This is a genomic window from Duganella caerulea, from assembly GCF_040362985.1.
Classification (GTDB): Bacteria; Pseudomonadota; Gammaproteobacteria; order Burkholderiales; family Burkholderiaceae_D; genus Rugamonas; species Rugamonas vulcania.
Genome location: NZ_BPWJ01000007.1, coordinates 83,415 through 94,370, shown reverse-complemented (window position 1 = coordinate 94,370; position 10,956 = coordinate 83,415). Strand labels below are relative to the sequence as shown.

Annotated in this window: 12 protein-coding genes; 3 read left to right on the top strand and 9 right to left on the bottom strand. The window is 68.2% G+C overall.

Annotation, left to right across the window (positions count from 1 at the left end):
* Position 1 precedes the first annotated feature (1 nt).
* Together vioE and ACUJB0_RS21110 are read left to right on the top strand one after the other, a co-directional pair.
* Positions 2–571 carry a violacein biosynthesis enzyme VioE gene (gene vioE / locus ACUJB0_RS21115; protein WP_444846935.1) on the top strand — a complete coding sequence of 190 codons (570 nt, stop codon included), beginning with the start codon at positions 2–4 and terminating at the stop codon, positions 569–571.
* Positions 572–646: 75 nt separating this feature from the next.
* Positions 647–1,852, top strand: coding sequence for an MFS transporter (locus ACUJB0_RS21110; protein WP_444846934.1), 1,206 nt, complete (start codon positions 647–649; stop codon positions 1,850–1,852).
* A 13-nt stretch (positions 1,853–1,865) separates the two neighbouring features.
* On the opposite strand, the gene ACUJB0_RS21105 is transcribed toward ACUJB0_RS21110, so the two are convergent.
* Genes ACUJB0_RS21105 through ACUJB0_RS21065 form a run of 9 tightly spaced genes read right to left on the bottom strand, consistent with a single transcriptional unit; the run spans position 1,866 to position 10,250 of the window.
* Positions 1,866–3,398 carry a cryptochrome/photolyase family protein gene (locus ACUJB0_RS21105; protein ID WP_444846933.1) on the bottom strand — a complete coding sequence of 511 codons (1,533 nt, stop codon included), beginning with the start codon at positions 3,396–3,398 and terminating at the stop codon, positions 1,866–1,868.
* Positions 3,395–3,820 carry a nuclear transport factor 2 family protein gene (locus ACUJB0_RS21100; protein WP_444846932.1) on the bottom strand — a complete coding sequence of 142 codons (426 nt, stop codon included), beginning with the start codon at positions 3,818–3,820 and terminating at the stop codon, positions 3,395–3,397. Before ACUJB0_RS21100 ends, ACUJB0_RS21105 begins: the two co-directional genes overlap by 4 nt.
* Complete coding sequence (locus ACUJB0_RS21095; protein ID WP_444846931.1) at positions 3,817–4,596, bottom strand: SDR family NAD(P)-dependent oxidoreductase; 780 nt, start codon at positions 4,594–4,596, stop codon at positions 3,817–3,819. The genes ACUJB0_RS21100 and ACUJB0_RS21095 overlap by 4 nt, the downstream gene beginning before the upstream one ends.
* A complete protein-coding gene (locus ACUJB0_RS21090; protein ID WP_444846930.1) occupies positions 4,584–5,117 on the bottom strand; it encodes a DUF3833 domain-containing protein in 534 nt (177 codons plus the stop codon). Before ACUJB0_RS21090 ends, ACUJB0_RS21095 begins: the two co-directional genes overlap by 13 nt.
* Positions 5,114–6,463 (bottom strand): MFS transporter, encoded by a 1,350-nt coding sequence (locus ACUJB0_RS21085; RefSeq protein ID WP_444846929.1) that lies wholly within the window; start codon positions 6,461–6,463, stop codon positions 5,114–5,116. The genes ACUJB0_RS21090 and ACUJB0_RS21085 overlap by 4 nt, the downstream gene beginning before the upstream one ends.
* Positions 6,460–7,023, bottom strand: coding sequence for a chalcone isomerase family protein (locus tag ACUJB0_RS21080; RefSeq protein WP_444846928.1), 564 nt, complete (start codon positions 7,021–7,023; stop codon positions 6,460–6,462). The genes ACUJB0_RS21085 and ACUJB0_RS21080 overlap by 4 nt, the downstream gene beginning before the upstream one ends.
* A complete protein-coding gene (locus tag ACUJB0_RS21075; RefSeq protein WP_444846927.1) occupies positions 6,992–8,197 on the bottom strand; it encodes a class I SAM-dependent methyltransferase in 1,206 nt (401 codons plus the stop codon). The genes ACUJB0_RS21080 and ACUJB0_RS21075 overlap by 32 nt, the downstream gene beginning before the upstream one ends.
* On the bottom strand, positions 8,194–8,970 hold the full coding sequence (locus tag ACUJB0_RS21070) for a DUF1365 domain-containing protein (protein ID WP_444846926.1): 777 nt from the start codon (positions 8,968–8,970) through the stop codon (positions 8,194–8,196). Before ACUJB0_RS21070 ends, ACUJB0_RS21075 begins: the two co-directional genes overlap by 4 nt.
* The gene (locus ACUJB0_RS21065; RefSeq protein ID WP_444846925.1) at positions 8,967–10,250 is read right to left on the bottom strand and encodes an NAD(P)/FAD-dependent oxidoreductase; all 1,284 of its coding nucleotides are present in this window, start codon (positions 10,248–10,250) and stop codon (positions 8,967–8,969) included. Before ACUJB0_RS21065 ends, ACUJB0_RS21070 begins: the two co-directional genes overlap by 4 nt.
* Before the next feature lie 99 nt (positions 10,251–10,349).
* Between ACUJB0_RS21065 and ACUJB0_RS21060 the strand changes: the two genes are divergently transcribed.
* The gene (locus tag ACUJB0_RS21060) at positions 10,350–10,955 is read left to right on the top strand and encodes a TetR/AcrR family transcriptional regulator (protein WP_444846924.1); all 606 of its coding nucleotides are present in this window, start codon (positions 10,350–10,352) and stop codon (positions 10,953–10,955) included.
* The last annotated feature ends 1 nt before the right edge of the window (position 10,956 follow it).

The window sequence follows — 10,956 nt, the reverse complement described above, 5'->3', positions numbered from 1 at the left end:
CATGCCAGTCCACGCCACGCCGCCGCTGCTGCCGATGCAATGGAGCAGCGCCTACGTCTCCTATTGGTCGCCGATGCAGCCGGAGGACCAGCTCACCTCCGGCTATTGCTGGTTCGACTACACCCGCAACATCTGCCGCATCGACGGGCTGTTCAACCCCTGGCCGGAAAAGGAGAAGGGCTACCGGCTGTGGATGTCGGAGCTCGGCGACGCCGGACACAGGCAAAGCCGCAAGCGCAAAGTGGCCTATGCAAGGGAACGCACGGCGGCCGGCGAGCAGCTGCTGGAGACCGTGCTGGACGACGAGTTGTCGTCCTTCCCCGAGCTGTTCCTGCCGCAGGCCATCCTGCAGGACGGCGGCGCGCTGCACAACGGCCGCCACACCGTGCTGGGCCAGGCCGCCGACGCCTGGGTGGTGGAGCGGCCGGGCGCGTCGTCGGTGTTCTACCTGCAGGCCGGCGGCAACCGCCTGCTGCGCATGGTCACCGGCAACGACCCGCAACACCAGTCGGTACGCGACTTCCCGAACTTCTGCACCGGGGACATCGCGGACAGTATTTTCTCGCGCTGACGGCGGCGCATCCAACCCGGGCGCGGGCCGCATCGGCGGCTCGCGCCCATTCCCCCAATCTCGAAGGAACCCTTTATGCCGTTGGTTGTCTACATACTCGGGTTGACGATATTTTCGTTGACCACGTCCGAATTCATGGTGGCCGGCATCATGCCATCGCTGGCCCAGGCGCTGAACGTGCCGGTGACGCAGATCGGCTATCTGATCTCGCTGTACGCCATCGGCATGGTGGTCGGCGGGCCGCTGGCGACGGTGGGCCTGCTCAAGCTGCGCGTGCCCAACAAGCAGGGGCTGATGGGGCTGCTTGGCCTGTACGCGCTGGCGCAGTCGGTGGCCGCCTCGGCCGACAGCTACGACATCATGGCCATCGCGCGCGTGGCCACCGGCGTGGCCGGCTCGGCGTGCTTCGGCATGTCGCTGGCGATCAGCGCCGAGGTGGTCAGCCCGACGGTGCGCGGGCGCGCCGCCGCCGTCGTCATTGGCGGCCTGATGCTGGCGGCGGTGGTCGGCGTGCCGGTCACCACGCTCATCGACCAGCACCAGGGATGGCGCGCCAGCTTCTGGCTGGTGGTGGCGCTGACGGGCATGTGCATGGTGCTGGTCGCGCTGCTGGTGCCGCGCTCGCGGTCGTCCGAGCAAATCAGCCTCGGCAAGGAGATGGTCGAGTTCAGGAATCCGCATTTGTGGGCGGCCTACGCCACCAGCGCGCTCATCATCAGCGCCATCTTCGCCGCGTTCAGCTACTTCACGCCCATCCTGATCCAGATCACCGGTTTCGCGCCCTCGGCGATCCCGTGGCTGCTGGGCGCGTATGGCGTGGCCAACGTGGTCGGCAACGGCGTCGTGGGACGGTATGCGGACCAGCACACCATCCTCATCATGGTGTGGGGCATGATCGTGCTGGGCGTGAGCCTGGCGCTGTTCGCGGTGTTCGCGGATGACAAGACGATCAGCGTCATCCTGCTGGTCGTGACCGGGCTGGTCGGCGTGTCGATGAATCCGGCCATCATCGCCCGCGTGATGAGGACCGCGCATCCGGGGCCGCTGGTCAACACGGTGCACACGTCGATCATCAACATCGGCCTGGGCGCGGGATCGTGGATAGGCGGCGCTGGCATCGCCGCCGGCTACGGCCTGCGCGCGCCGCTGTGGCTGGGCGTCGCCCTGGCCACGCTGGCGCTGGTCAGCTTGCTGCCGTATGTCGGACAGAAGTCACGCAGCCTGGACCGCGTATCCATGGCTGGCCGCCAACCGGCGTCCCGCGCCAGGCAGGCCAACTGAAGAAGCCAGCGCGCTACAGCTCGGCAAGGCTGGCGCGGGTGGCGTCAGCCTGCTCCTGCAAGGCTTGCTTGTCGGCGTCGCTCATGCGGCCCAGCTGGCGGTAGACCATGCCGAGCCGGTGGTTCTTGTCCAGCCGCTGTGCATTGCGGAGAAAAAAATCCCAGTACAGCGCGTTGTAGGGACAGGCGCGCTCGCCGGTGCGCTGCTTTTTTTGGTAGTGGCAGCCCTTGCAGTAGTCGCTCATGCGGTCGATGTAGGCCGCGCTCGACACATACGGCTTGGTGGCCAGCAAGCCGCCGTCGGCATACTGGCTCATGCCCAGCGTGTTCGGCAGTTCCACCCATTCGAAGGCGTCGATGTAGATGCCCAGGTACCAATGATGCAGTTCCTGCGGAGACAGCCCCGCCAAAAGGGCGAAATTGCCGATCACCATGAGGCGGTTGATGTGGTGGCTGTGCGCGTGCTCCAGCGACTGGCCGATCGCCGTCGCCAGGCAGCGCATGCGCGTGTCGCCGCTCCAGAACCAGTGCGGCAGCGGCGCCGTATGGCCAAAGGCGTTGAGAAGGTCGTAGCCCGGCATCCGTTGCCAGTAGACGCCGCGCACGTATTCGCGCCAGCCGAGGATTTGCCGGATATATCCCTCCGCCGACGCTAGCGGCACCGCGCCGTCGCGCCAGGCCGCCTCCACCCGTTCCACCACCGTGCGCGGATCGAGCATCTTGCTGTTCATCGCGAACGACAGCAGCGAGTGGAATAAACGCCATGCGCGCAGGCTCATCGCATCCTGGTAGCGGCCGAAATGCGGCAGCGCGTCGCACACAAAGCGCTCCAGCTGCTGCAAGGCTTCCTCGCGGTTGAGCGGCCAGCGGAAGTCGCCGGCGTGCGGTTCGCCGAAGCTGCGCACGCCCGCCGCCGTGATGATGTTCCACAACGCGCTGTGGTCGTGGCGCGGACGCGCATCGGCCGGCTCCCATGGCAGGCCCGGCCAGGCCTCGCGGTTGTCGTGGTCGAAATTCCACTGGCCGCCCGCCGGCGCGCCGGCCTCGCTCATCAGCACGCCGTGGCGCTTGCGCATGTGGCGGTAGAATGGTTCCATGACCCACGCGGCGCGGCCGTCGAAAAAGCCGGCCGCCTCGTGGCGCGCGGCGTAGAAATGCTCGCTGTCGTCCATCCAGGTTTCGATGCCCAGTCCGGCGGCGTAGTCGGCCAGTTGCCGGTCCAGCCGCCATTCGTCCGGCGCCTGCCAGGCGAAGGCGTCCGCCGCGTAATGCGCCAGCAGGTAGTCCAGGTTGGCCGGCAGCGACTGGCGGTTGTCGGCGTCGTCGATGGCGAGGTAGTGCACGCGGTGGCCGGCCTCGCGCAGCCTGCGCGCCAGGTCGCGCATCGCGGCGAAGATGGCAATGATCTTTTGCGCGTGGTGCAGCACGTAGTCGGTTTCCTGGCGCACTTCCATCAGCACGAACACCACGTCCGGGCTGGGCTGCGCGAACCAGCTGTGGCGGCAGTTGAGCTGGTCGCCGAGGATCAGCTTGAGCGTGGTGCTCATGCCGGCACGGGCACGCGGAAGCGGCCACGCAGCCAGCGGATCGGCGGACCGACCAGCGGAAGCTTTTGCAGCAGCTCTTCGGCGGCGTCCCAGTAGTCGCGGTGCATGACGACCAGGCCGTCCGCGTTGAAGCGCAGATGGCTGCCGCCGTCGATCTGGTACCGCACGCCGCGCAGGCGGAACACGAACTGCCAGGTGACAAAAACCTGGCTGCCCTGCGCGATGCGCTCGTCGATGAGGAAGCGCGGCTGCTCGGTGTGCTCGAACATGTGGCGGAAGATCGCCTCGATCGCGGCCACGCCGCGCACGTCGTTGAAGGGGTCGCGGAACTGCGCGTCCGCCGCGTAGAATTCGCCGGCCCGCGCGACCGTCTCCGGGGTCAGCGAGGCATACCATGCCAGCAGTGGTTCAGCGTCGTTCATTGTGGCACCAGGAAGTGAGTGATAAGGGCGAAGCGCCAGCGGTACGGCAGCCAGCGCAGCAGCTTGACCAGCAGCGTGAAGCGCTTCGGAAAATGAATCTCGAACTGGCCGGCCGACAGTCCGCGCACGATCGCGCTGGCGGCTGCCTGAGGGGTCTGCAGTGCCGGCATGGCGAACTTGTTCTGTTCGGTCAGCGGCGTCTGCACAAAGCCGGGATTGATCAGGTACACGTCCAGCCCGCGCGGCTGGAGGTCGGTGTACAGCAGCTCGGCCAGGTTGATCAGCGCGGCCTTGCTGGGCCCGTACACGCTGGCGTTGGGCAGGCCGACATATCCCGCCACGCTGGCGACGATGGCGATGCCGCCGCTGCCGCGCGCCAGCATCGCCGGCAGCACCGTGGCCAGCCCCGTGTAGACGCTGCCCAGGTTGACGGCCAGCGTGTTGGCCGCGCCGTCCGGGCTGACGTCCCAGCTACGCTCCGGCCGGTAAGCCGCGGCGCAGAACACGATCAGGTCCACGCCGCCCATCTGCGCGCAGATGTATTCGTAGCTGGCGCCCCACGCGTCCTGGTCGAGGATATCGAACGGCGCGACCACGGCCTGCGCATGTCCGGCCGCGACGCCTTGCAGCAGGGCGGCACGGCGCGCCGACAGCGCCACCCGCGCACCGGCCAGCAGCAGCGCCTGTGCCAGCGCGGCGCCGATGCCGCTGGACGCGCCGACCAGCCACACGCGCCGGCCCGCCCATGCCGTGACGGGCCGGTTCAGCGGGCGCATGCGCGCCTCCGGAACATCAGCGTCACCTGGCCCAGCTCGACGCCGAACTTGGCCATGCTGGCGCGGTTGATCATGGTGCAGTCATCGATCAGGAACATCCAGTCGTCGAAGGCCATTTCGTACGTGCTGCCGCCCACCGGCAGCAGCAGCGTGTATTGCCAGCGCAGTGCGTTGCCGGCCAGTTCTCCCAGCGCTTCACCCTTGACGTCGTCCGCGCGGCCACGCCAGCGGCCATCGGCGCCTCGCGTCAAATGCCACACGCGGCGCTGTGTACTGCCGTCGTCGTACTGGAACTGTTCGTCCAGCGTCAGCGTGCCGTCGCCGCCGGTGCCGGTGATGACGACATGGAAGCGCTTTTCCACCGTGCCGCCACGCCGCTGGAACATGCCCCAGGCGTCGGTGGTGCCGTGGAAGTAAGCCGCCAGGTCCAGCACCGGCTGCTGCGCCTTGTATTGCTGGACGTCGGGGCCGGCACAGCCGGCGAGCAGGGCCAGCAGCAGGGCGGGGAACAGCTTCTTCATGATCGGCTCCGGTAAAGTTGGACGGGCATCGGCACCGGCTGCGGCCGCAGCGCGGCCATGGCCAGCAGTTTGAGCAGGCAGGGCAAGCCGGCGTACACCAGCGCCAGCGCGGCGCCGCCGGCGACGCCTGGGCGGTAGCCGAGCACGGCCAGCAACGGCAACGCCAGGCCGGACAAGGCCAGCGCCAGCTTGCCGAGCAGCGTGAGCACGCCGTAGTAGGCGCCGGCGGCGTCATCGTCGGCGATCAGCCCGGCCAGCAGCACGGGCGGCATGGCCAGGTCGGCGCCCAGCGCCACGCCGGCGCCGAGGCAGACGGCAAAGTACGGCAGCACGTCGCCCGCGCCCAACAGGCCGGCGCCGGCAAAGCTGGCGACCGCGAGCCCCATGCCGATGCGCCAGCACGGCAACACGCCGATGCGGCGGGCCAGCGCGGTCCACAGTGGCAGGCCGCAGGCGGCGCCAGCAAAATAGCAGCCGAGGAAGGCGCCGGCCAGCGGCGCCGCCTGCAACTGGTCGCGGATGAAGAACAGCGCCAGCGTGGCCGGCAGCGACACCGAGCAGGCATTCAGGAAGTACGGGCCGAGCAGGCGCAGGAAGGCGCGGTTCGACGCCATGCGGCGCGACGCGTTGCGCCAGCCGTTGGGCTGCGGCGTGGCGTGCGGCCACGCGGGCGCCAGTTTCAGCAGCGCCAGCAGGGCTGCCAGCAGCAGCGCGGCAAACGCCAGGCTGTACAGCGCCATGCGCACGGGGATGCGGTCGGTGTCGCCGCTGAGGATGGTGGCCGGGATCACGCTGGCGATGAGCATGCCCGCCAGACCCGCGCCCTCGCGCCAGGCCGAGGCCGACAGCAGGGCGCCGTTGCCGCTCAGGCGCGCGCCCCAGGTCAGGTAGGCGATGTTGAGCATGCTGTGGGCGCTGTACGCCAGCACCAGCATGGCGCCCAGCCACACGGCCGGCGGGATGGCCGAGGCGGGCGGCTGCCACAGTCCGGCGAAGGCCAGCGCCAGCAACGCGCCACCCAGCAGCAGCCAGCGCGCGATGCCGCGGCGCAGGCGGTCGATGAGGTGGCCCTGCAGCGGATCCTGCACGGTGTCGAGCAGCCGCGCGGCGAACAGCACCCAGCCCAGCGTCGCCAATGCCACGCCGCGCTGCACGGAATAGTACGCGGCCACTTGCACGTAGACGGGCAGCGCGGCCATCGCCAGCGGCAGGCCAAGCAGGCCGTAGGCGGCCAAGCGCCAGCGTGGCGGAGAGACGGTGGCGGCAGCGGCCGTGGCGGCGTCGGCGGCAGCAGTGGCCGTGATGGCGTCGGTGGTGGCGATGGCCGGGGCGCTGGCCGGCGTCATGGCGGGTTTCCCATCAGCTTGCGTCGCAAGCCCTGGTCGCGGGTTTGCTCGTCAAGCCAGATGCCGAAGAAGGCCCGCGCCAGACGCACGTCGTCGATGTCCGCCAGCAGGCGCTGCTGGTTGTAGAAGCGCATGCCGTGGCCCGGCGCGTACACGCCGATCAACTCGTCGCCCGGCGCCACATCGGTGAACGCGCGGTTCAGCAGCTTGTCCCACTGCGCCAGCGTGGCGGCGTCGATGGCGGTGCCGTTCAAACGCTGGATTTCGTCCAGGCTGGTTTGCACCAACCGCTCGCGGCTGATGTTGCGGTAGTAGCGCAATTGCAGCGCAAACCCGCGCTCCGGCTGGAACGGCCGCTGCTCGGCCCACAGCGTGGCCTGATAGATGCGAAAGCCCAGCCAGCGCAGTTCACCGTTGCCCAGCGCCTCGGCGCGCGGCAGCTCGTCGCGCCAGCCGCCGGCGCGGCACGGGGCGCTCGTCAGCACGCAGCACAGCAGGGCGCACAGCAGCAGCCATGGCCGGACGCGATCAGGCCTTTTGCAGCAGGAATTGGACAACATCGGTACGCCCCTCATCAAAGGCCGCCTCGCAATAGGCGAAGTACATCTCCCAGATCCGCATGAAATGCTCATCGAAACCCAGCCCGGCAATCTGATGCTGGTGCTGGCGGCACTGCGCATCCCAGCGGCGCAGCGTTTCCGCGTAGTCGCGGCCGAAGGCGTGGCGCTCCACCGGCCGCAGGCCGCAGCGGCCGGCCAGCCGCTCGAAGCGCTCGACGCTGGGCAGCATGCCGCCGGGGAAGATGTACTGCTGGATGAAGTCGGCGCTGCTGCGGTAGCGCGGGAAATACTGCTCGCCGATCGTGATCGACTGCACCAGCGCCTGCGCGCCAGGCTTGAGGCGCGCCTGCACCGTGCGGAAAAATTGCGGCCAGTATTGTTCGCCCACGGCCTCGAACATTTCGATCGACACCACGGCGTCGTACTCGCCCTGCAGGTCGCGGTAGTCGCACAGTTCCAGCTGGACCAGCTCGGTCAGCCCCTGCGCCTGCACGCGGCGCTGCGCCACTTCCAGCTGCGACGGCGAAATGGTCACGCCATGCACGTGGATGCCCTGCCGCCCCGCCAGCTCGGCAAAGCCGCCCCAGCCGCAGCCGATCTCCAGCACGCGCTGTCCGGGACGCAGCTGCAGCGTGTCGATGATGCGCTGGTACTTGCGCTGCTGCGCGGTCTGCAGCGGCAAACTGTAGTCGCCGTCGAACAACGCGCTGGAATAGGTCCAGCTGGGATCGAGCCACAGCCGGTAGAAGTCATTGCCGATGTCGTAGTGGGCGTGGATGTTGCGCTGGCTGCCCTGGCGTGTGTTGGGACGCAGCCAGTGCAGCAGCCGGTACCAGCAGCGCGCCAGCGCACCGCCGAACATCAGCTGCTCCAGCGACGCCTCGTTGCGCAGCGCCAGGCGCAGCAGCGCGGTCAGGTCGGGCGTGTCGGCCCAGCCGGCGGCGTAGGCTTCGGCAAAGCCGATGTCGCCCGCGCGCAGGATGCGCTGGCAGGCGCGCCAGTCGTGCAGCTTGAGCGTGGCGCCGCTGGACGCATGGGCGTCGCCGAACACCATGCGGGTGTTGCAGGGCGTGATCAGCTCCAGGTGGCCATGGCGGATATGGCCGAGCATCGCCAGGAACAGCCGGGCGCCGGCGGGCGCCGACAGCGCGGCGGTGGATACGGTGGACTTCATCGGGCAGTCTCCTGGTGCACGGTTGTGTGGTGATCGGGGGCGGGCGGCTTGCTGAACCACGGCACGCGCTTCAGCCACAGCCTCAGCGCCTGCCAGTGGATGCGGAACACGATGCCCAGCCCCAGCAGCGGATAGCGCAGCAGCGCGCCGGCCACTGCACGATCGGTCATGGGCACCGGGCGGCCGCTGAGTGCGGTCCTGAGCAGCGGGCCGTCGCCGTCGTCGTAATCAAGGCCGGTGCAGTGGCTGGCGCCGTCGAGGCGGAAGCGGAAACGGTAGTGTCCGCGCACGGCGCAGAACGGCGATACGTGCAGCTGCTTGTCGGCGGTGGCCGTGGCCGTGCCGCCGGCGTTGTGGGCGACGCGCATCAGGTAGCGGTGGGTCTCGCCAAAAGTGTTGTTGACCTCGGCCAGCACGGCGCACAGCCGGCCCACCGCGTCGTGGCAGTGCCAGAAGCTGACAGGATTGAAAACATAACCGGCCACGCGGGGGAAGGTCTGCAACCAGATCTCGCCGTCGGCCTCGATGCGGTGCTCGCGCAGCAGCGCGCGCATCCATTGCTCCAGGCTGCTGCCGTCGCGCGGACCGTAGTCGCGGCGGCGGATCGACAGCGGCCGCCAGCGGTCCACGCCGAACCAGCGCGTGTTGCACTCGTCCAGCCGGGCCAGGTTCAAACGCACGTAGAACAGCGGGTAGACGAAGCGGTGCTGCGCAGGGCGCAGGCGCGCGTGCATCACCTGGCCGTGGACCAGCTCGGCGGCGGGGCGGCTCACGGCAGCGTCGTCCAGGCAGGGGCCGCGTCGAACGCGGCCGCGATGCGCAGCGCCGATTTCAGGCCGTCCTCGTGGAAGCCGTAGCCGGTCCAGGCGCCGGCGTACCAGATGCCGCCGTCGCCCTGGATCTGCGCCAGCTGCTGCTGCGCACGCACGGTGGCCTGGTCCATGATCGGGTGGTCATATTCGAATTTGGCCAGCAGCTTGTCCGCGGCCGGCGGCGTGTGCGGGTTGAGCGTGACGATCACCGGCGTGGCGAACGGCAGCGCCTGCAGCTGGTTCAGCCAGTAGCTCACGCACACGGGGCGCTGCCCCGCCGACGCCGCGCCGGACAAGTAGTTCCACGCCGACCAGACCTTGCGCCGCCGCGGCATCAGCTGCGCATCCGTGTGCAGCCAGGCGGTGTTGGGCTGGTAGCGCACGGCGCCGAGGATGGCGCGCTCGGTCTCGTTGGCCTCGGGCAGCAGCGCCAGTGTGTTGGGCGCGTGCGTGGCCATCACCACGGCGTCGAAATCCTCGCTGCCGGCGCTGCCGCGTGCGACTTCCAAACGGCCGTTGCGGCGCCGCACCGCATGCACCGGCGTGCGCAGCCGCACGTCCGGCAGCACGGCGGCGATCCGCTCGACATAGTTGCGCGCGCCGCCCGCGACGGTGCGCCACTGCGGGCGGTCGTTAACCTGCAATAGCGCGTGGTTGAGGCAGAAGCGCAGGAAGGTCGCGGCCGGGAACCGCAGGATGTCGTTCGGCGAACTGGACCAGATCGCCGCCGCCATCGGCAACAGGTAGGCATCGCGGAAGCGCGCGCCGTAACCCTGCTGCTGCAACAGCTGTCCCAGCGTCAGGCCGGTCTGGTTCGACAGTTCAAGAAAGCGCTCGGCATTGCGGTTGAAGTGCAGGATGTCCCACAACATGCGCAGGAAGGAAGGCGAGCCCATGTTGGCGCGCTGCGCGAACACGGTGTCGAGGCTGGTGCCGGCCCATTCCAGCGCGCCGTCCCCCATCGACACGCCGAACGACATGTCGCTGGCGATGCTGGCCACGCCGAGCTCGTCGAACAGCGCCACCAGGTTGGGGTAGGTGTGCTCGTTGTAGACCAGGAAGCCGGTATCAACGCCGTGGCTGCGGCCCTCCAGCATCACGTCGACGGTGTGGGTGTGGCCGCCGAGATAGTCCGCCGCCTCGAACAGCACCACGTCGTGCTTGCGGCTGAGGAAATAGGCGCTGGCCAGGCCGGAGATGCCGGAGCCGATGATGGCGATGCGTTTGCGTGGCGGTGTCATGTCGTTATGATGGTTATATTCTGGCCGTCTCTGTACCGGCGTGCTAATATTACTACCATCACATAACAAAAGCTACTGATTAGTAGCGGAAATTTACCAATGAGTATTCTTCCCAGATTAAGCTTTAAGAATCAAGCATTTAAGCTGCGCGAGAACGCGATCCTCGATGCCGCGACGGCGGTGCTGAGCCAAAAAGGCTATGACTTGATGACCATGGACGACGTCGCCGGCGCGGTGGGCATCTCCAAACCCAGCCTGTACAAGCACTTCAAGTCGAAGGAGGAGCTGGTGGGCGAGGCGCTGATCCGCCTGCTGGACGGCGCGCTGGATTACGTGGCGGCGATCGATCCGGTGCTGAGTCCGGTGGAGAAATTGTCGGCCCTGCTGGAGTGGGCGCTGCGGGTGCGCCTGGACGGCGGCCTGCCGTTCCTGCCGTCCACCAGCCCGCACGTGCGGGACATGCTGATCCGGAACGTAAAGTATATGCTGCGGGTGATGAAACTGAACCGGCAGCTGGAGGCCCTGGTAAAGCAGGCGCAGCAGCAGGGACAGCTGAACCGCGACCTGCCCACCGACGTGATCCTGTTCAGCTACTACGCGCGCACCTGCGACCCGGCCGTCGAATATCTGCAAAAATACAGCAAGATGGAAGCCGACGACATCGTCCGCCACATGCTCAAAGTGTCGTTCGAGGGCTTCCGGTGAC

Excerpts from the sequence above, each read along its gene's own strand:
- vioE (WP_444846935.1), top strand. The coding sequence starts at position 2 with ATGCCAGTCCACGCCACGCCGCCGCTGCTGCCGATGCAATGGAGCAGC.
- ACUJB0_RS21110 (WP_444846934.1), top strand. The coding sequence starts at position 647 with ATGCCGTTGGTTGTCTACATACTCGGGTTGACGATATTTTCGTTGACC.
- ACUJB0_RS21105 (WP_444846933.1), bottom strand. The coding sequence starts at position 3,398 with ATGAGCACCACGCTCAAGCTGATCCTCGGCGACCAGCTCAACTGCCGC.
- ACUJB0_RS21100 (WP_444846932.1), bottom strand. The coding sequence starts at position 3,820 with ATGAACGACGCTGAACCACTGCTGGCATGGTATGCCTCGCTGACCCCG.
- ACUJB0_RS21095 (WP_444846931.1), bottom strand. The coding sequence starts at position 4,596 with ATGCGCCCGCTGAACCGGCCCGTCACGGCATGGGCGGGCCGGCGCGTG.
- ACUJB0_RS21090 (WP_444846930.1), bottom strand. The coding sequence starts at position 5,117 with ATGAAGAAGCTGTTCCCCGCCCTGCTGCTGGCCCTGCTCGCCGGCTGT.
- ACUJB0_RS21085 (WP_444846929.1), bottom strand. The coding sequence starts at position 6,463 with ATGACGCCGGCCAGCGCCCCGGCCATCGCCACCACCGACGCCATCACG.
- ACUJB0_RS21080 (WP_444846928.1), bottom strand. The coding sequence starts at position 7,023 with ATGTTGTCCAATTCCTGCTGCAAAAGGCCTGATCGCGTCCGGCCATGG.
- ACUJB0_RS21075 (WP_444846927.1), bottom strand. The coding sequence starts at position 8,197 with ATGAAGTCCACCGTATCCACCGCCGCGCTGTCGGCGCCCGCCGGCGCC.
- ACUJB0_RS21065 (WP_444846925.1), bottom strand. The coding sequence starts at position 10,250 with ATGACACCGCCACGCAAACGCATCGCCATCATCGGCTCCGGCATCTCC.
- ACUJB0_RS21060 (WP_444846924.1), top strand. The coding sequence starts at position 10,350 with ATGAGTATTCTTCCCAGATTAAGCTTTAAGAATCAAGCATTTAAGCTG.